The sequence below is a fragment of the Oceanococcus sp. HetDA_MAG_MS8 genome, from assembly GCA_019192445.1.
In the GTDB taxonomy this organism is placed as follows: Bacteria; Pseudomonadota; Gammaproteobacteria; order Nevskiales; family Oceanococcaceae; genus MS8.
Genome location: JAHCMK010000001.1, coordinates 12,538 through 32,386, shown reverse-complemented (window position 1 = coordinate 32,386; position 19,849 = coordinate 12,538). Strand labels below are relative to the sequence as shown.

Sequence of the window (19,849 nt, the reverse complement as noted above, 5' to 3'; positions counted from 1 at the left end):
AACGCTACCATAGGAATGTCTTGCCAAAAACTTTCGGCCGTTGGTATTGTCCCGCGAATTACCCGGGGATGTGAAACCCGCGGCCCTTGCTGCCGCTCCGGCTGGTCCGGGGCCATACCAAACCTGAAGATATTGCATGAAATCCCTGCGCGGTTTTTTCGTTAACGACCTGTCCATTGACCTGGGCACGGCAAATACCCTGATTTACGCAGCCGGAGAGGGCATCGTCCTCAACGAACCGTCGGTGGTCGCTATTCGCACCGACGCTCGTGGCGGCAAGCATATTGAGTCTGTGGGGATCGACGCCAAGAAAATGCTTGGCCGTACTCCCACCAACATCTCCACCATCCGCCCCATGAAGGACGGGGTGATTGCGGATTTCACCGTCACTGAGAAGATGCTGCAGCACTTCATTCGCAAAGTGCACTCGCAGAAAATTTTCCGCCCCCTGACTCGTGTGGTGATCTGCGTGCCCTACGGCTCCACCCAGGTGGAGCGACGCGCTATCCGTGAATCGGCGGCTAACGCTGGCGCGCGCAAAGTGCATCTCATCGATGAACCGGTCGCTGCTGCTATCGGCGCCGGTATACCTATCGGCGATGCGCGCGGCTCTATGGTTTGCGACATTGGCGGTGGCACGGCTGAGGTTGCGGTGATCTCCCTCAACGGCATCGTCTACGCAGAGTCGGTTCGCGTCGGCGGAGACAAATTTGACGAAGCCATCGTCAGTTATGTGCGCCGGCAATACAACATGCTCATTGGCGACACCACTGCCGAGCGCATCAAACAAGAGATCGGCAATGCCTACCCGGGCAGCGAGCCGCAGGAGATTGATGTCGTTGGCCGACATCTCTCAGCTGGTGTACCGCGTAGCTTTACGCTGAACTCGAATGAAATCTTGGACGCGCTTCAAGACCCCTTGAGTCAAATCGTATCCGCTTGCAAGCAAGCGCTCGAGGCCACTCCTCCCGAGCTGGGCTCCGACGTCGCCGAGCGTGGCATCGTGCTCACCGGCGGTGGTGCGCTGCTCCGCGACCTGGACAAGCTACTGGCGGAAGAAACTGGCCTGCCGGTCGTCATTGCCGATGACCCACTGACCTGCGTTGCCCGCGGTGGTGGCGCTTTGCTGGAGCTGGACGACGCCAAAACCGCCGCCTTCATCCTCGACTAAGCCCGCAGCATGGATGGCAGCGCCCTCCCCGGCCAGCGCCGATCACGACGCAGGCTTATCACCCTAGGTCTAGTTTTGGTGGCATTGAGCGCCGGAATTTACACCTTAGACCGCAGTACGCATGACGCCCTAGTGACCCCGCTGCGCGAATTCGGCTTGGCCTTAACCTCGCCTCTGCGTTGGGTAGCAAGCTGGCCTCAGCGGCGACGCCAAGCGGCATTGCTTGCCGATAACCAAGCGCAGCTAGAGAGCGACTATTTGGCCTTGCGTGAGCGGCTGATGGAGCTCGAGACCTCATTGGCTCAGCTCAACGCCCTACGCGCAGAAAACAACCGTTTACGGCGGCTATTACAAGCAACGGCAGAGCTTCCGGTCGAGGTGCAGGTGGTCGACATTAGCCGGATGCAGCTGTTCCCCTTCGACCATCGCCTCGTCCTAGAGCAGGGCCGTAAACAGGGCATCAGCGAAGGCACACCCGTGCTTTCCGCCTCCGGCGTGCTGGGTCAGGTTCAAAAAGTGAGCGCCAATGAGTCCGTAGTGGTTTTGGCGACCGAAGCTGAACAAGCCATCCCTGCCATGGTGGTTCGCAACGCCGGCCAAACCATTGTCCACGGACTCGGTCAACGCGGGCTCTACCGGGTGTCTTGGTTGCCTCAGAACACGGATATTCGCGAGGGTGACCTACTCGTAACCAGCGGCCTCGGCGGGCGCTTTCCAGCTGGATTCCCTATTGCCGTGGTGGCCTCGGTTGAGGCCCAGCCCGGGGAGCGCTTCCTGAAAGTGTTCGCCAGGCCAACGGCAGATGTCACCGACCAGCCTGAAGTCCTGTTGGTGCGCAACTCTAAGGCCTCCACCGGGGAATAATTGCGCATAATGACGGCAGGCTGCCCTAGCCTTAGGGCACACTGTAACCACCCCACCAATCACCTGCCGCGTGCTCCTGATTCGCCTGCTTAGTCTGTTGCTTCCTCCGCTTGCTCTCATTGGGCTGAGTTGGCCTGCAAATGCCGCCTTAGCGAGCTGGGCTTTAGTGCCCATGTGGTTGTGCGTGCCCCTTTTTGGGTTGTTGCTAGGGGGCGGAATGAGTGTGGTAGGCGCCTTTGCCTTTGGTCTACTCATTGACACGCTCCTGCACGGATTTTTAGGCGTATGGGCTTTGGGCCTGGGAGCACCGACACTGCTACTTCGACTCAGCCAGAACCGCAGCCTCAGCCAGCCCTTATGGGTGCAGGTCATGGTGGTGGGGAGTGTGTTGCTGGCGAGCAACTTCTTCATTTTTTATTGGCTGGATTGGCTACATAACCCGCCCATGGGCTACCACTGGGCGCCGGTCGTGGTCGCGACTACGCTGTGGGCGCCCTTGGCCTTGTTCACCCAGCGCCCCGAAGCTAATTTCTAGCAGATGGCCAGCAACCGATGACTGCATTTGGAGAAAGCCGGGAGCAATGGCTGGATTTTCGTCAGCGTCTGCTCATTGCCAGCGCCATCGTCATGACTCTGGCCACTGTGTTGGGTGGTCGCTTGTGGCTACTGCAAACGCGCGATCACCAACAGCTGGCCCAGCGCGCCGATCAGAATCGAACGGTTGCCGTCCCCGTGCCCGGAGTTCGCGGGCTGATCTACGATCGCAACGGAACCATCCTGGCCGACAACGTGCCTAGCTGGCAGCTGCTGGTGGTACCGGAGAATGTCGATGACTTGGAACGCACCCTGACCGAGATCGGTGAGGTTGTGCCGCTGGAAACACATGAACTACAGCGCTTCCATGAACGCCGCCAGAGTCGCAAAGAGTTCCACAGCATCCCTTTAAAACTAGGCCTTAGCCCAGAAGAGCTGGCCAAGCTTGAAGTCAATCGCCGCCGCTGGCCCGGCGTCCAGGTTCAGGCAGCGCTGACCCGACGCTACCCTCAAGGGCCAACCACGGCACATGTGGTGGGCTATGTCGGCGGCATCAGCGCACGTGACCTCGCCAACGCTGACGCCGAGGCCTACCGAGGCGCCAGCTATATCGGCAAAACTGGCTTGGAGCGCTCCTTCGAGGCGGATTTGCGCCCGCGCGCAGGGCAGCGCCGCATGGAAACAGATGCTCGGGGCCGGCTGCTCAACGAGCTGGACTATCAAGCTCCTACGCCCGGTTGGGATTTGCGCCTCAGCCTGGATGAGCAGCTACAGCGCAACGCTCAGGCGCAAATGCAAGGCAACCGGGGCGCCGCCATCGCCTTAGATCTAAGTCAAGGGGATGTGCTGGCCCTGGTGTCGACACCCTCCTTTGACCCGCACCTCTTCGTCAACGGCATTAGTCATGCGGATTACGCCGGGCTGATTGAGGACCCTGGCAACCCGCTATTTAACCGAGCGATTCAGGGCCGTTACCCCCCAGGATCGACGGTCAAACCACTCTTTGGCCTAGCCGGGCTAGAGTATGGGGTGGTCCACAGCCACGACGGCGTTTACTGCAAAGGCTGGTACCAGCTTCCGAACAAGCCTCGGCGCTATCGTGATTGGAAGCGTGAAGGCCATGGCCGAGTCAATTTCCGCCAAGCTATCGCCCAGTCCTGCGACATTTACTATTACGAGCTGGCCTACAACCTGGGCATTGATCGTCTGCATGATTTCTCAGCGCGCTTTGGATTAGGCCAGCAGACAGGGATTCGACTACCTGCCGAAGAAGCGGGTTTACTGCCCAGCCGCGACTGGAAACGGGGTCACAATGGGGAAATTTGGTATCCCGGCGAAACCCTCAATGTCGGTATCGGCCAAGGCTATTTGTTGATGACCCCCCTGCAATTAGCGGTGCTCACCTCGCGGATTGCGACGCGCGGTCAAGGCTTCGTGCCACGGCTGGTACAGAGCCGGAGCCGCGGCCAAGAGGTGATTGAGAACCCTCCGCGGCCGCTACCGCCGATCACCCTTGCGGACTCTCGGCACTGGCAGCAAACGCACGACGCCATGCTGGCTGTGGTCCACTCTAGCAATGGGACTGCACAATCCGTTGGCCGTGGGTTGCCCTTTGCAGTGGCCGGTAAAACAGGGACGGCACAGGTTGCGGGCCTGTCCCAAGAAGATGATGAAGCCCCCCAACTCGAAGATGTCCCTTACAAGTTACGCGACCATGCTTTGTTTATCGCCTTTGCTCCTGCCGACAACCCCGAAATTGCGGTGGCGGTGGTGGTCGAGAACAGCGGCAGTGGAAGTGCCGTAGCTGCCCCCATTGCCAAGTCGATCTTGCAAGACTGGCTCATGCGCTGTGATGGCTTACGCTGGCACCCTTGGTGCCTGGAGGCGGATATCTAATGCAATGGCGTGACCCTCAGCAGCCACGCAGTCTGGGCCAATGGCTGCATATTGATCCTTGGCTGTTTGGCATGTTGGTGGTTTTGGGCTTAATCGGCTTGGCCACGGTGTATTCGGCGACTGGCTCTGATATGGGGGCATTGAGCTCTCAGGCGCAGCGCCTTGGGATTGGGTTGGCCGCATTGTTGATTGTGGCGCGTTGCCCTCCACAATGGTTTCACGGTATCGCCCTTCCCGGTTACGTACTGTGCTTGTGTTTACTGCTTGCAGTGCATTTCTTCGGAATTGAAGTCAATGGTTCTCAACGCTGGCTGAGCCTAGGCGGATTGCGATTGCAACCCTCGGAATTGATGAAAATTGTGCTTCCACTAGCCTTGGCCGCCGTACTGGCACCAGCGCGCTGGCCCTTGGGTTGGGGCGCCCTTTTGAGTAGCAGCCTACTCATTGTGTTACCGGTCAGTTTGATCATCACGCAACCCGATTTGGGAACAGCCCTCTTGGTGGTCGCTCCAGGGATTTTCGCGCTCTTTCTGGCCGGAATGCGCTGGCGTCTGATTGGCTTGCTCAGCGCGGTGGGTTTGGCTGGCCTCCCCTTGAGCTGGTTTGGTTTGCACGATTATCAACGTCGCCGGGTGCTCACCTTGCTCAACCCAGAATCCGATCCACAGGGCGCTGGGTATCACATTATTCAATCGAAAATCGCCATTGGCTCTGGTGGCTGGTCCGGCAAAGGTTGGACCGATGGCACGCAAGCCCGCCTAGATTTTCTCCCCGAAGCGCATACGGACTTCATATTTGCGGTTTTCGCAGAAGAACATGGCCTGATTGGCGCCGTGGGGCTACTGCTGCTTTACCTGGCAATATGCGGTCGCGGACTATGGCTGGCAGCACATACAGATGACCGTTTTGGCCGCGTGCTCATCAGCACGCTCAGCCTCACCGTCTTTGTGTATGTCTTCGTCAACATTGGGATGGTGAGCGGCATTCTCCCGGTCGTCGGTGTGCCATTGCCCTTAGTGAGTTACGGCGGCAGCTCCATCCTGGCGCTAAGCGTTGCCTTTGGCCTCATCATGTCGGTTTACAGCCACCGCCAGCGCACAGGATTACTGTGAAACCTTTGCGATTTACAGCATTGCATCTGGGCTTGAATTTGGGGCTTTGCCTCGCGGGCGGCGCGGTCTGGGCTGACTACAGCCAACACCCGCAAGGGATTCGGTTGATGGCTGAGCTGCACTCCGAGCACGGCTTCGAGACCGATCAGGTGCGCGCCATACTGCGGGCCGCGCAGCGCAATCCCAAACTCATTCAAGCCGAACAGCATTCGGCCGAGAAAACTCGCACTTGGCCTGATTACCTCAGCATCTTTTTAGACCCCCGGCGGATTTCCGCTGGCGTGCAATTTTGGGCCAAGCATGCGCGCTCCTTAGAGCAAGCCAGCAGCACCTATGAGGTCCCAGCCGAAATCATTGTTGCCATATTGGGCGTTGAAACCCGTTACGGTGGATATACCGGTCCTCATAGAGTGCTGGACTCGCTCACGACCCAAGGCTTTGAGCACCCTACTCGTCAGGCGTTTTTCTACCGTGAGCTCAAAGAGTTTTTCTTGCTCTGCCGGGAACAAAATTGGTCACCTTTGGAGCCCAAAGGCTCCTACGCGGGCGCTTTGGGTTGGGCGCAATTCATGCCCTCTAATTATCGCCGCCTGGCCTTAGACTTCGACCAGGACGGGCTGACCGACCTATGGAGCCCGGTCGACGCCATCGGCAGCATTGCCCGCTACCTGCGCGACTTTCGCGGTACTGGACGCGGTTGGCAGCCACACCTCCCTGTACTGGTCAGCGCGATGGGCAGCGTGCCCGAAGACTGGCCCCGCAACACCAAACAGCCTACGGGCGAGTATGCCCAGATCAGCCAGCATGTCACCGCTATTCCGGGCCTTCCGGCGTCTGCGCGGGTCGGACTACTGCAGCTCGAGGCTGAGCAGCACACCGAACTATGGCTCGCTACAGACAATTTTTATGCGCTGATGTCTTATAACCCTCGGATTTATTACGCCACAGCGGTTTATAGGCTTAGCCGAGCGATTGCAGATCGGTATCGTCAGCCGCAGCAATGATGACTCGCGCATGCAAGCAGGCACTGACTCTTCTGGCCATCCTCTGCCTGAGCGCCTGCGCCAGTCGTTCCGGCCATTTGGATGGGCCACCAAGCACGCCACAACAAGACCCTTGGGCAGCCCCAGAGCCTACGCCTGCGGCGTTGCCCCGCAGCCGCTACGGCAACCCCGATCAATACGAGGTGTTTGGTCGACGCTATTTCGTCCGCGAGCAGTCCACTGGTTTTGTTCAAGAGGGCCTGGCCTCCTGGTACGGCCAGAAGTTTCATGGCCGGCGCACCTCTTCCGGAGAGCCCTTCAACATGTATGCGCTGACCGCGGCGCATAAAGAGCTCCCCATCCCGTGCATCGCCAAGGTCACAAATCTGCGCAACGGACGCTCCCTGTTGGTCCGAATCAATGACCGAGGGCCCTTCCATGCGCAGCGCATCCTCGACCTGTCCTGGGCGGCTGCTGTTCGCCTGGATGTCATCGCCTACGGCACGGCGCCCATTCGGCTCGAAGTGGTAGAAGAGACCAGGAGCGCCGCCCCCCCAGCAGCGCCACCACTCCACACTTCAGCGCAACCCACCGCGGGCTGGGATCCCTTCACATCTCCGCGCGCCAATCCACAAGAGTCCATGCATCACCCGGCTGCGTATTACCTGCAGGTTGGTGCCTTTCGCACTGAAGACGGGGCACGCCAACGACAACAGCGCATGCGCGCCTTGGGCTATCCTGTGGCAGCTCAACCCGCCCCGACTGATGGCTGGCATCGGGTATGGCTCGGCCCCTGGCCGGACGCCCTGGCTGCTGAACAAGCAGCCGCCAACCTGAACCGGCAGCGGATTCCCAGCCTACTTATTGCTCAGTAGTTGCCATGTCTCACCAGCTCATTGCTGCTTGTATTGTTGTTCTTTCGGCGCTCACACAGGTGCTGCACGCTGCGCCATTGCCGCCACCAAGGCCACCGGCTGTCGATGCTCGGCAATTTGTATTGCTGGACTACCGCAGCGGTCAGGTCATCGCTGAAAAAGGCGCGAGTGATCGTGCAGATCCGGCTAGCATCACCAAACTGATGACCGCTTATGTGGTCTTCGATGCCCTGGAGCAGGGCCTGCTCAAAGACGACGATTTGGTCACCATCTCGCGCAAAGCCTGGAAAGCCGAAGGCTCACGGATGTTCGCCGAAGTGAACACGCAGGTGTCTGTGGATGAACTGCTCCACGGCATGATCATCCAGTCCGGGAACGATGCCGCCATTGCGCTTGCAGAACATACTGCAGGGAGTGAAGAAAGCTTTGCGGACCGCATGAATCAGTATGCGGAGCAGCTGGGACTGCTGGACACGCGCTACACCAACGCGTCGGGTCTTACCCATCCCGAGCACTACACGACCGCCATGGATATCGCCAAGTTGGCGCATGCTCTGATTCGTGACTTCCCGGAACGCTACAGCTTGTACCAGGAGCGCGAGTTCACCTACAACGGCATTACTCAGCGTAATCGCAACCGACTCTTGTGGCGTGATAGCAGTGTGGATGGCATCAAAACCGGCTACACCAAGGCCGCTGGTTACTGCCTAGCCAGTTCGGCGCAGCGTAACGGCATGCGCCTCATTGCCGTCGTGCTCGGCACCGATAGTGGCAACGACCGTGTCGCTGCGAGCGAATCCTTACTGAACTGGGGCTTTCGCTTTTTCGAGAGCGTGCAAGTTGCCGCTGCACAAGACACCATTGAAGAATTGCGGGTCTATAAGGGCGCCGTGGAGACGATGGCCGTGGGCCGCCTAGAACCAACCTGGGTGGTGATCCCACGAGGCCAGGCACAGGGCTTGGAGCTCATCGCAGAGGTGCCACATAACCTCAAAGCTCCGCTGGCCTCTGGCGATGTCGTCGGTGAACTTCTGATAGAGCATCACAACCAGCCTCTGCGTCGCTTTCCACTACACAGCTTAAGCGACGTTCCCTTGGGGAGTTTCTGGCAACGTCTACGCGACGAAGCCTTATTACTGCTCGGCAGCTAGGCGAACTGGCCATGTCTCTGCGTGAACGTTTGGATGATCTGGAATACCCCTGCGAATATCCATTTAAGCTGGTGTTTCAGGCCCGTTCCTCCTTGGCGGCCGAAGTGGAAGCCCAACTGCATCAAGTGCTTGGCACCGACCGGAAGTGGAACTTGAACCTGCAGCCCAGCCGCACCGGCAAGTATGTCTCGCTGACGGTCAGCCTGCAGGTCTGTTCCGCCGATGAAGTCGAGCAGCTACACCATCACCTCTCCAGCCTGCCCGGAGTGTTGGTACAGCTGTGAACAATGCTCTTATCCGTCAACTTGGCAGACGTGATTACGCCAAGGTCTACGCGGATATGCAGCAGTTCACGCAGCGGCGCGATGCGAACACCGCGGACGAAATTTGGATAGTGGAGCATGATCCGGTTTTTACTTTGGGTCAGGCCGCGAAGCCGGAACACCTCCTTGCGCCTGGGGCTATCCCAGTAGTGACTACGGATCGCGGTGGTGAAGTCACTTACCATGGCCCGGGCCAATTGGTGATTTATCCACTGCTGGACCTGGGCCGGCGGCAAATCGGTCCCCGCAGGCTGGTCAGTGGCATAGAGCAGGTGCTGATTGACTGGCTGGACGAACACGGTATCGAGGCTCAGCGCAAAGACGGCGCCCCAGGCGTTTATGTTGACGGCGAAAAAATAGCATCCATCGGTTTGCGCGTGCGCAAACCTGGCTGTTACCACGGCCTTGCCTTAAACATGGACATGGACTTGGAGCCATTTTCCAGAATCAACCCATGCGGGTATAGCGGGCTGCGCATGTGCCAAGTCGCGAATTGGTTGCAGCCAACGCCCAGCATGGAGACGGTGGGTCTGGACCTAGCCCGCCGCCTGGACTCCGTCCTGTACTCGCCCTCCGCGCAGCCATAAGCTGAGACAGCCTTCGGCCCCACCCAGGGAACCGTCCATATCGCTGCGCGGTCATTGGCCGGCAATACACGTTAAAATTCCGAAAAGACTCAAGGATTTTCTTATGCGAACTGGCGGATGGGTGCTCTCTTTATGCATGGCCTTGGCCGCGCCAATGGCGGTAGCCGAGACTAACCAAAGCGCAGACCCTACGGCGACGCAGGAGATCGCACTGGACCCCGGACTGGGGCCACTAGAGCTGACTCAGCAAGCGGCTGAGAAGGTGACGCAGAAGATTCGCGCCAACCGCAGCCTGTACGAGCAGGACTCTGCGGCCCTGTATGCCATGGTTGATGATTTAGTCGACTCAGTTTTCGACTTTCGCACCATGTCTTTACTGGTCTTAGGGCCGAACTGGAAAAGCGCCAGTGAAGAGCAGCGTGAACGCTTTATGCTCGCTTTCAAAAACCTGCTTATCCGCACCTATTCCAAAGCCTTGCTGCAAGCGGGTGATGCGGCCATTGAGTGGGAGCCGCTGGAACTCGAGCCTGGTGAGAAAAGAACGATGGTGCGCGCCGCCGTACCCACCAGCTCTGGCCCGGTCAAAATTGCCTGGCGCTTGCGCAAGCTCAGCGAAGGCTGGCGCGTGTTCGACGTTGTCGTCGACGGCATTAGTTTGGTGACCAATTATCGTGGTAGTTACAGCGCCGAGATTCGCAAGAGCGGCCTGGACGCGCTGATCGAGAAAATGGAACAGCAAAACCCGGATGCCAACGGGGTTAGCGCTTGACCAAAATCTTTGGTCTGCTGGTCGTCGCACTGCTATCGGCCTGTGCTCACCAGACTCAGTTCGAGCCACGGGATCCTTTGGAACCCGTGAACCGAGCGATCTTCAAATTCAATGACACCGCCGACCGCTATGTTTTGCGCCCCCTCGCCGTGGGCTATGACACAGTGACGCCTGAGATCGTCCAGATGGGGGTGAGCAACTTCTTTGCGAATTTGTTCTACCCAGTCACCGTCGTCAACCAATATGCCCAGGGCAAGTGGCTGGATGGCACCTCGGACCTCGGCCGCTTTGTCGTGAACTCCACCGTGGGATTGGCCGGGTTTGTCGATGTCGCCAAACATTGGGGTCTACCGGCGCACCGAGAAGACTTCGGGCAAACATTGGGAAGCTGGGGCGTAGGCGAAGGCTGGTTCCTGGTGATCCCCTTCCTGGGGCCAAGCACAAACCGCGACCTCGTCGGCATGCTCGTCGACGCTCCCTTTTCGCCAGTGTACTACGTCGACGAGCGTGATCCCATACTCGCGCTTACTGCGCTCAACATCGTGCAAATTCGTGCCGGCCTACTCGGTGCCGATGGCATTCTGAACGAGCAGGATGACCGCTACGCCTTTCTACGTAGTGCCTACTTACAGCAGCGTCAATCGGCTGTTCGGGACGGCGCACCTGCGCCTATGGACGACTTTGATGACTTGCTGGATGAAGACTTTGAGGATTCACTCTGACGATTTCTGGCGCATGCGTCGTTTGGCGCTCTACCTAAAGCCTAGACCCTGCTCTTTACGGTTGCGGTAAACGCACCCGAAATAGGGCGCCTCCGGACGCACCCTCCTCGATCTTGATGCTACCGCCCTCTGCCGCCACTAAGCGGGCACAGATCGCCAAGCCCAGCCCAGATCCTGGGCGCTTGCGCGGCGCATCTCCACGCTCAAACGGAGCAAAAACCCGCTCACGCAAGGCCTGAGGAATCCCAGGTCCGTTGTCGGCGACGCAAATCTCCAATTGGCCTGGTCCTACCTCGGTCTGCAAGCGCACCTGCGGCGCGGGCCCTGCATGCTCTGCAGCGTTGCGGATGAGGTTAGATAGGATGCGCTGTAGCGACAAAGGACGCGCCACGACCTGCAAATCCGGCGAAATATCCACTGCCACATCAACCCCGCGCTCTTGTAAGCGCGCGTGAAGCTCCGCTAATACCTCGTGAACTACAGGTGCCAGCAGCATCTGCTGGGGCTCTTCAGCCGCCTCGCCACGCGCCCAGGCCAATAATCCCTCCAGCATATTCTGAAGACGCCGCGCATCCTCCCGGGTGGCGGCCAGCTCCTCCTGCGCAGCCGCTGACAAGTCTGCAGCGCAGCGGCGCTCAAGCATAGCTAAGCGCAGCGCCAGCTGGCGTAATGGAGCACGGAGATCGTGAGCCGCCATGGCCAGAAGTTGGTCGGCGGACTCCTCAGCTTTGGGTGCAGTCATAGCTCAATCGTAGCCTGAAACCTGTCGGAGGTTCACACTCGGCCTTGGGCTGAAACCGGCTGGAGATAGCAGATCACTTACCATGTGACCTCAATTTTTGAATGTGTTTGCCGTGACCAGAGCCCGCCTAGAGTATCTCCTGTGCGCCGACGACCCCCAAGGCCAGTCTGTATTAGTTGAAGTTCGCCTGCGCGCCGAGCATGCGCAAACGATGACCGTACGTTTCGCCAACTGGACACCGGGCAGCTACAAGATCCGCGATTACGCCCGCCACGTCATGCAGGCGCAGGCTTGGTTAGATGAAAAGCCCTGTGCACTATACAAGCCCGCTTTGGACCGCTACGCCATTGAGCTTAGCGCTGGAGCACAGGTGTGTTTTAGCTTCAGGTTGGCCACAGATGATGATTCCGTACGCGGCAATTGGTTGGACTCCTGGCGAGGCCATATGGAGGGCGCGGCCTTATGGCCCTGTGTGGAGGGCTATGAGGAGGCGGAAATGGCCGTGGAGATCCGCCCGCCTGCGGATAAAACTCATTGGAGCCTCGCCACCTCTCTGCCCAGCGCCCACCAAGACGACGCTGGATGGGGGTGGTATCGCGCTTCCAGTTGGCAAGAATTGATCGATCACCCCTTGCTCATGGGTCAGCTCAAAACCATAGAGTTCGAGGCGGGTGACTGCCAGCACCGCTTTGCCATTGCCGGAGCGGAAGAGATCAGCTTCGATAGCGAACGCTTAAAACGCGACTGCCAAGCCATCTGCCAAACCCAAATTGCAGCCATGGGCGGCACCCCGAATAAGGACTATCTCTTCTTGCTGCGGGTTGGCGCTGCGGGGGACGGCGGGCTGGAGCATTGCAGCAGCACACTACTGGGGACCGCAGCAGCGTCCTTACCTCAGGCTGATGCAGACCGTAGCAGTCACTATGAACGCTTGCTGGGACTGATTAGCCATGAGTATTTCCATCTCTGGAACGTCAAGCGAATTCGCCCCCAGGCGGTAGCCTGCTCTTCCTTAGAGCAGCCGGCCCCGTTCCCGGATCTATGGGCGTATGAAGGGGTCACCGCCTATGTCGACGATTGGTTTTTACGCCAGTCCCAAACCCGGCGGCCTGAAGATTACCTGCGGGTCATCGGGCACAGTTTGACCCGCTTACAAAGAACCCCTGGACGCCTGCGCCAGAGCTTGGTACAAGCCAGTTTGGATGCCTGGATTCGACTCTACCAACCCGCACCGCACCTGCCCCATAGCACCGTCAGTTACTACCTCAAGGGTGCCATGGTGGCTATGTGCTTAGATATTTTGCTCAGGCATCACAACCCGGAATGCGGCGGCCTGATTGGCCTGCTCAGTCAGCAATATCAACATTGGCAAAAAGACCCACGACCATTATCCCCGCACGCTCTAGAGCAGAATCTGCGCCAGGTAGTCGGGCAACACTGGAACGTCGATGAGTTTTTTTCGCGTTATGTTTATGGCTGCGACGACCCGGATTTCGAATCCATCTTGGCCCTGGCTGGGCTACAAGCACAGCGACGTATCGCGTGCTCACTAGACGATCCTGGTGGCGCGGCTTATGCGCCTTTGCTGCAGTCGCAAATGGGCCTGCGACTAGAGCAACGGCCACAAGGCCTCCAAGTCAATCTCGTTGAAGCAGAGTCGCCAGCACGGCATGTCGGCGTTGTTGCTGGGGATCTCATCTTGGCTGTCGCCGGTGAGCAAATGCCTCTGGACCGGCTGAATCACTGGCTACGTTGCACACCGGCTGGCACGGTGACTCAGCTCACTTGGCTCCACGACGGCAGGGTTCGTTCTGACTCCTTGGTGTTAAGCCCGCCAATTGCAGACCGCTGGGAGATACGCTTGCAACCCGATGCTAACGAAAAGCAAAAGGCGCTCAGGGCGGACTGGCTTGCCATGCCCTTAGCCTCTGACACCGTCGTTAAACCCTGACTTGGACCGATGACCCACAGGCGCAGCCAGCATCCCCATTTATTAAGAGGACATTGCCATGCCTGAGCATGCCGCGGCCCTGTTACTCACCCTGCTGCTGGCCTTTGGCGTCGGTAGCATCTTGGGCGGTCAGTGGCTGGGGCGATTGCGCGGCCTAAACTTGCGGCAGAGTGGGAGCGGCAATATCGGTGCTACCAACGCGCTACGCGCCGGCGGCCGCAAATTTGGTCTGCTGGTGCTCGGTTTTGATGCGGGCAAAGGGGCCCTGGCTGTCGCTGTCACCCAGGCCCTTCCCCTAGCGACCGAAGCGTGGGTGTGGCTGAGCGGAGTGGCCGTCGTGGCCGGTCATATTTGGAGCCCCTGGGCAGGCTGGTCTGGAGGTAAGGGTGCAGCGACCGCCCTGGGAGTCGCCTTGGCTTTAGTTCCCGCGCATACAGCAGCAACATTAGTCGTATTCTTGCTGGGCTTAGTACTCAGCGGGTATGTCAGTGCCTCCATGTTGGCCGCATTTGCAGCGCTGTGGCTCAGCCTCTTGCTGTTCCCTGTACACGCGGCACTGGCGAGCTGGTGGGCCTTTATGACCTGGGTCTTACTATGCTGGACTCATCGGGATAATCTGCAGCGACTTATCGCCGGAACCGAAAATCGTTTCACCCGCGTGATGCTTAGGCCGCCACCGTGACAGCGCTGGATGCCCGTGACCAACTCATTTTGCACCGCTTGGCATCCGGCAGCTGGGTATCGGGCGCATTGCTGGCTGAAGAGCTCCGTATCAGCCGGGCCGCCTTAAGTAAACGGATAGAACGCCTACGCAGCGGCCCCTGGGGCTTGGCCATTGTGTCTAGACATGGTGCGGGTTACGCCTTGGAGGGCGGCCTTGACCTTCTGACATCAGCGCCCGGGCAAGCCCAACCCGAGCTCGTCGACATTCCTGGCCTAAGCATAGTTCCAAGCTGCAGCTCCACCAACGCCATCTTGGCCGAGCGCAGCCACATTCAATCTCTGTGCGCGGAATTTCAGGACCAAGGTCGTGGCCGCCTGGGACGTGCGTGGATAGCGCCCTACGCTAGCAGCCTGCTGCTGTCGCATCGCCATCACTACCCACGGTGGCCTCATCATCTTTCGGCTCTGAGTTTGGTACTCGGCCTAGCCTTATGCCGCTGGCTCAATCAGCAGGGCATACCCGTGCGGCTGAAATGGCCCAATGACCTCTGGCTGGAGGGGAAAAAGCTCGCAGGCATGTTGATTGAAAGCCGCGGTGAGGCTCTCAGCGGGTGTGAAATCATCGTGGGACTAGGACTGAACGTCCATACGCAGGCTCTGGCTCAAGTAGACCAGCCCTGGACCAGCCTGGATCAGGCCGGATTCTCAGTCAAACGAGCCGAACTACTGCGTGATGCTTTGGCTTGCCTCAAACATGCTCTGCTCAGCTTTGAACACACCCCATTGTCCAGGCTGCTGCAGGACTACGATGAATGGGATGCCCTGCGCGGTCAGCAGGTGCAATTAAGAGATGGCGAAAAGGTTTATAGCGGTCAGAATCGCGGCATCAGCGCGCAGGGCGCCCTGCGGTTGGCCAATGCCAGTGGGCAGGAAACCCTGTTTGCCGTGGGCGATCTCAGCCTGAGGCCGCAATAGGCTGCATTACCAAGGCACTCAGGTTGTCTTTGGCGACTGGCAGGGCGGCCTGCATCAAGGCCGTGACCGCGCTCTGGGCATCGTCGGCGGGCTGCCATAACCGGCCCAGCTCCTGCGCCGTGAGGGCGTTGCTCAGGCCATCTGAGCACAACAAGTAACGATCTCCAGGCTGGACCTCCAGTTCTAGCTCATCCAGTTGCACCTGGGGCTCACTGCCAACAGCGCGGGTGATCACGTGCCCGTAGGGATGTGCCTGGGCTTGCTCCGCTGTGATCTGCCCGCGTCGCAGCAGCTCAGCCACCATACTGTGATCGTGGGTGACTAACTGCAGCTGATCCTGGCGCAGGCGATATAGCCGCGAGTCGCCCGCCCAAAGCACACTCAGCGTCCAGCCGTGGGCAACAGCCGCAACCACTGTAGTTCCCATGCGCTTAAGGCCTTGTTCCTGCGTCAGCGCGAAAAGTTGCGCATTGACCCCCTGGAGCTTTGCGCGCAGTTGATCGACGGGATGAGTATCGTCGCCCTGCGCAGGGGCCTTGAGGGCGTCAACGACGGCCTGACTGGCCACCTCACCATGGGCATGCCCACCCATACCATCAGCCACCACCCAGGGGCCCTGCGGGCCCAGCACCGCGAGGGCATCCTCGTTATGCTTGCGCACCGGGCCGCACTCGGTGTGACCCCAGGCTTGCCACTGAGGAGCCTTCACCAAAGAGCCCCCATCGCGTCCCCAGACTGTTGCTGCCTAGGGGTCGACGCAGCAAGTGCAATATCTGACCACAATCTGACCTGCACCGTTCTTATGAGGACTGGACTTGGCAACAAACGCCCCTCCTGAATACCCGGCAAAGCTGCAAGAACAACAACTGGCCCTGCCTGATGAGTTGCCGGTTGCTCAACACGCAGACGAGTTAATACGCAGTGTAAGGGAGAATCCGGTCACTATCGTGTGCGGCGCAACAGGCTCCGGAAAATCCACGCAGTTACCAAAATTGGCACTGCGGGCCGGCCGCCGCAGTATTGCCCACACCCAGCCACGACGCTTAGCGGCGCGTACATTAGCCCAACGCTTGGCCAGCGAAATGCAGTGCGAACTTGGCGGCGCCGTGGGCTGGCAGGTGCGCTTCGCGCAGGCGCTTTCTGCAGATACCTGCATCAAACTGATGACGGATGGCATCTTGCTCAGCGAGTTGCGCCATGATCGTTCGCTGAAGAAATACGACACCATCATCATCGACGAAGCTCATGAGCGCAGCCTCAACATCGACTTTTTGCTGGGCTGCCTTCATCGCCTGCAGCGGAGTCGTCCTGATCTGCGCTTAGTGATTACCTCGGCCACGCTGGACACAGAAAAGTTCTCTAAACACTTTGGGAAGGCCCCGGTTTTTCAGGTCGAGGGTCGCAGCTATCCGGTAGAAATCCGCTACCAGGAATCCACGGATACTGGGTTAGATGAAGAGGTGATCCTGGCTACACGCAGCCTCTGGAAAGAGGGCCCAGGCGATATTTTGGTGTTCCTTCCTGGAGAACGCGAGATTCGTGAACTCCGAGACACCCTCAGCCGCGGGCCATTGAAGCAAAGCTGGCCGGAGCTAGAAATCCTGCCTCTTTATGCACGGCTACCTAGCGCTCAGCAACAACGCATCTTCAACCCGGCGCGAACGGGGCGGCGAATTATCCTGGCGACGAATATCGCCGAAACATCTCTCACCGTTCCCGGCATCCGCTACGTTATCGACTCGGGTCTCGCCCGAATTTCCCGTTTTTCACCCCGCAATCAACTCCAAAGCCTGGCCATCGAGCCTATTGCGCAGGATGCCTGCAATCAGCGCAGCGGGCGCTGTGGTCGTACCGCCCCAGGCATTTGTATTCGTCTCTATAGCGAAACCGATTTTTTGAATCGCCCTGCGGAGACGGCCCCGGAAATCCTGCGCAGCAACTTGGCGGATGTCGTATTGCAGATGGCGGACCGACGCTTAGGCGCCGCCGAGAAATTTCCCTTTGTAGACCCACCTGAGCGTCGGCTACTGAAAGATGCCCGCCGATTACTACTACAGCTTCAGGCCTTGCGCGACGATGGGCGCACGACGCCTACAGGTCGGCAAATGGCACGCCTGCCGGTAGAGCCACGCTACTCCCGCATGTTGGTCGAAGCCTCCAGATTGGGTTGTCTGGACGACACCGTCATTGTGGTCGCGGCTCTGTCTATGCCGGATGTACGCGACATCCATGCCGATAACCGTGCCGCTGCGCGCGAAGCTCAGGCTGTGTGGACCGATAAAAGCAGCGATTTTGCTAGCCTCATCCTGCTACACCGAGCCATTCGTGAAGCGCGTAGCCAGTCCTCCCGCAGTGAGTTTGAACGGTGGTGCCGTGAGCATTATCTGCATGTACGTCGTGTGCGTGAATGGGAGGACTTAATCCATCAGCTCCAGCGTGAGCTGCGCGCCGCTGGTTTCGAGCGCCGCACTCAGCAAGCTGGCAACCTGCATGCAGCGCTACTGGTAGGCCTGCTGGATCATCTGGGCCAGCATCAAGACAAAGGCGAGTACTTAGGCCCACGCGGGGCTCGCTGGAGAATTCATCCAGAGTCGGCCCTGCGCCGCAGCCAATCCACCTGGGTCTTCGCCGCGAGTTTGGTGACCACCTCACGCACCTATGCCCGCCAAGTTGCCACCACCGATGCCGCGGCGATCATTCGTGCCGCTGGCCCACTATTGCGGCGCAGCCCCTTAAACCCTCGCTGGAACCCCGGGCGTGGCCAAGTGGTTTGTGATGAGGATATTCGCCTCTTCGGCCTCGCCCTCAGCCTCAAAAAGAATGCTTCCCTGGAACGCCATGATGCAGGGCTCACCCGCGAAATATTCATTCGCGAGGCCTTGGTTGAAGGACGCTGGGGACGACAGCAAGCACCCGCTTTTCTAGCAGCCAATCGCGGCTTAGTCGCTGCCATTCGGGCCGATGAAGACCGCCTGCGTCGCCGGGATCTGCTCATTGACGTTGAATCACAGTGTGCGCTTTACGACCAAGCCCTGCCCGCAGAGCTGAACAACCGTGACCGGCTACTCAGTTGGCTGAAGAAGAACGATGATGCAAGCCTGCGCTGGACCAGAGAACAACTGCAAAGCCAAGAGCTGGGTGTGGATGCCGCATGGCCAACACGGATTACAGTCGCCGGCCAGGAGTTCTCATTACGCTATCGCTTCGCGCCAGGAGACAAAGCCGACGGGATTACAGTGCTACTGCCCTTAGACGCACTCACTCCGCTCAGCGAAGATGATTTTGTGGGCGTTGTTCCGGGCTTGGCCGAGCAGCAGCTAGATGCCTTATTGCGCGCACTGCCCAAGCCAGATCGCAAGCGGCTCATCCCCATCAACACAACGGTGCGCGAACTGCAGAACGAGCTGGAAAGTGGGGCGGACTTCTTGCGCGCCTTGCAAGCCAGGCTCAGCAGCATACTCCGGCGCGAGGTGCACTATCGTGAGTTGGATCTCGCGGCACTGCCAGATCGTCTACGTCTGCGCTTCTGCGTCCGAGATGAACAAGGACAAGAACTGGCCGCAGGACGACAGTTTGAGCGCCTCCGTGAGCAATTGCGCCTAGAGGCCAAAGAGGCTGTAGAACAAGCGCTGCCGATGCCCGAGCTACCCAAAGGGCTGACCCACTTTCCCGAACCTACGCCAGACTGGCAGCCGCGCACGGCGCGTGGCACGCGACTGCACCTGGGGCTGCACAGACGCGAGCATGGTGTAGACGTGGTGGTGGGTACCGATCCCAGGCAAACGGCCAAGGAGCACGGGCTGGCTTTACGGCAGCTGGCCTATCTATACCTCAAGTCCCGGCTGCAGCTGCGGCTCAAGCCTTTGAAACAGCTGCAGCATTTGAAGCGCCCGGCACAGCAGCCCGAGTCGCCCTGGCGGGACATGTGGAATTGGCTGTGCTGCGATGCCAGCCACCCAGACCAATTACAACAAAACATCTGCCTGCGCCTGATCGAGGATCACTATGACTTGGAGACGATGGCGACGGATCGCGCCCGCTTTGAAAGTCACCTCAGCGATGGCTGGAAACGCCTGGACCAGCAATTGCAGCTTGCCGTTCATCACCTGCAAGCCGTTGATTCGCTCTGGGGAGAGCTGCGTTTACAACTGGCAACCCATGAAGCCAACTCGCCGCTGCTCCGCGGCGCTAGCCTGCTACTCGCTCCTGGCTTCGCCTACGTTGTGGACGACTGGAGAGCTTGGGGTAAGTATGTTCAAGCCCTGCGTCTACGCTGCGATAAGCGCAGCCTCAAACCTGGGTTAGATCATGACCGAGAGCAACAACTCACCGGCTTAGAGTCGCGCTTCTTGAACTGCTTGGCGCATCTGCCACAAACACCCCAGGCTCGCGCGCAAGTACGCAGTGTGTACTGGAGTCTGCAGGACTATAGAGTCGCCTTGTTTGCTCAGGAGCTGGGCGTCCCCCACCCAGTATCGAGTGCGCGCTTAGAAAAATCGATTGTTGAACTCAAGTCGCTATAAACGCATGC

The 19,849-nt window shown here is 59.1% G+C and carries 18 protein-coding genes; 16 read left to right on the top strand and 2 right to left on the bottom strand.

The window, feature by feature from the left end; translation table 11 throughout:
- The first annotated feature begins 136 nt into the window (after positions 1-136).
- The 12 genes from KI787_00125 (at position 137) to KI787_00070 (ending at position 10,987) form a co-directional block, all read left to right on the top strand.
- A complete protein-coding gene (locus KI787_00125; protein ID MBV6628336.1) occupies positions 137-1,171 on the top strand; it encodes a rod shape-determining protein in 1,035 nt (344 codons plus the stop codon).
- 84 nt (positions 1,172-1,255) lie between these two features.
- Complete coding sequence (gene mreC, locus KI787_00120; protein MBV6628335.1) at positions 1,256-2,035, top strand: rod shape-determining protein MreC; 780 nt, start codon at positions 1,256-1,258, stop codon at positions 2,033-2,035.
- A gap of 217 nt (positions 2,036-2,252) precedes the next feature.
- On the top strand, positions 2,253-2,570 hold the full coding sequence (gene mreD, locus KI787_00115) for a rod shape-determining protein MreD (protein MBV6628334.1): 318 nt from the start codon (positions 2,253-2,255) through the stop codon (positions 2,568-2,570).
- A 17-nt stretch (positions 2,571-2,587) separates the two neighbouring features.
- Positions 2,588-4,465, top strand: a complete 1,878-nt coding sequence (mrdA, locus tag KI787_00110) for a penicillin-binding protein 2 (protein MBV6628333.1) — start codon at positions 2,588-2,590, stop codon at positions 4,463-4,465.
- Positions 4,465-5,577 (top strand): rod shape-determining protein RodA, encoded by a 1,113-nt coding sequence (gene rodA, locus KI787_00105; protein MBV6628332.1) that lies wholly within the window; start codon positions 4,465-4,467, stop codon positions 5,575-5,577. The genes mrdA and rodA overlap by 1 nt, the downstream gene beginning before the upstream one ends.
- A 107-nt stretch (positions 5,578-5,684) precedes the next feature.
- Positions 5,685-6,581, top strand: coding sequence for a lytic murein transglycosylase B (mltB, locus tag KI787_00100; protein ID MBV6628331.1), 897 nt, complete (start codon positions 5,685-5,687; stop codon positions 6,579-6,581).
- Positions 6,578-7,435 carry a septal ring lytic transglycosylase RlpA family protein gene (locus KI787_00095; GenBank protein ID MBV6628330.1) on the top strand — a complete coding sequence of 286 codons (858 nt, stop codon included), beginning with the start codon at positions 6,578-6,580 and terminating at the stop codon, positions 7,433-7,435. The genes mltB and KI787_00095 overlap by 4 nt, the downstream gene beginning before the upstream one ends.
- Positions 7,436-7,440: 5 nt before the next feature.
- Entirely contained in the window at positions 7,441-8,586 is a 1,146-nt protein-coding gene (locus KI787_00090; protein ID MBV6628329.1) for a D-alanyl-D-alanine carboxypeptidase, read from the top strand.
- 11 nt (positions 8,587-8,597) lie between these two features.
- Entirely contained in the window at positions 8,598-8,870 is a 273-nt protein-coding gene (locus KI787_00085; protein MBV6628328.1) for a DUF493 domain-containing protein, read from the top strand.
- Entirely contained in the window at positions 8,867-9,496 is a 630-nt protein-coding gene (lipB, locus tag KI787_00080; protein MBV6628327.1) for a lipoyl(octanoyl) transferase LipB, read from the top strand. The genes KI787_00085 and lipB overlap by 4 nt, the downstream gene beginning before the upstream one ends.
- 103 nt (positions 9,497-9,599) lie before the next feature.
- Positions 9,600-10,265 (top strand): ABC transporter substrate-binding protein, encoded by a 666-nt coding sequence (locus KI787_00075; protein MBV6628326.1) that lies wholly within the window; start codon positions 9,600-9,602, stop codon positions 10,263-10,265.
- Positions 10,262-10,987, top strand: coding sequence for a VacJ family lipoprotein (locus KI787_00070; GenBank protein ID MBV6628325.1), 726 nt, complete (start codon positions 10,262-10,264; stop codon positions 10,985-10,987). The genes KI787_00075 and KI787_00070 overlap by 4 nt, the downstream gene beginning before the upstream one ends.
- Before the next feature lie 55 nt (positions 10,988-11,042).
- Here the strand turns inward: KI787_00070 and KI787_00065 are convergent, their stop codons facing one another.
- Positions 11,043-11,729 (bottom strand): HAMP domain-containing histidine kinase, encoded by a 687-nt coding sequence (locus KI787_00065; protein ID MBV6628324.1) that lies wholly within the window; start codon positions 11,727-11,729, stop codon positions 11,043-11,045.
- 112 nt (positions 11,730-11,841) lie between these two features.
- Here KI787_00065 and KI787_00060 point away from each other — a divergent pair, with 112 nt between their 5' ends.
- The 3 genes from KI787_00060 to KI787_00050 are packed head-to-tail and all read left to right on the top strand — an operon-like array spanning position 11,842 to position 15,318.
- Positions 11,842-13,680 (top strand): M61 family metallopeptidase, encoded by a 1,839-nt coding sequence (locus tag KI787_00060; GenBank protein MBV6628323.1) that lies wholly within the window; start codon positions 11,842-11,844, stop codon positions 13,678-13,680.
- Between the two features lie 58 nt (positions 13,681-13,738).
- Complete coding sequence (plsY, locus tag KI787_00055; protein MBV6628322.1) at positions 13,739-14,362, top strand: glycerol-3-phosphate 1-O-acyltransferase PlsY; 624 nt, start codon at positions 13,739-13,741, stop codon at positions 14,360-14,362.
- Complete coding sequence (locus KI787_00050) at positions 14,359-15,318, top strand: biotin--[acetyl-CoA-carboxylase] ligase (GenBank protein MBV6628321.1); 960 nt, start codon at positions 14,359-14,361, stop codon at positions 15,316-15,318. Before plsY ends, KI787_00050 begins: the two co-directional genes overlap by 4 nt.
- Here the strand turns inward: KI787_00050 and KI787_00045 are convergent.
- Entirely contained in the window at positions 15,299-16,027 is a 729-nt protein-coding gene (locus KI787_00045; protein MBV6628320.1) for a serine/threonine-protein phosphatase, read from the bottom strand. The two genes, KI787_00050 and KI787_00045, sit on opposite strands and share 20 nt — an antisense overlap.
- 106 nt (positions 16,028-16,133) lie before the next feature.
- On the opposite strand from KI787_00045, the gene hrpA reads away from it, so the two are divergent.
- Complete coding sequence (gene hrpA / locus KI787_00040; GenBank protein MBV6628319.1) at positions 16,134-19,841, top strand: ATP-dependent RNA helicase HrpA; 3,708 nt, start codon at positions 16,134-16,136, stop codon at positions 19,839-19,841.
- Positions 19,842-19,849: the final 8 nt, after the last annotated feature.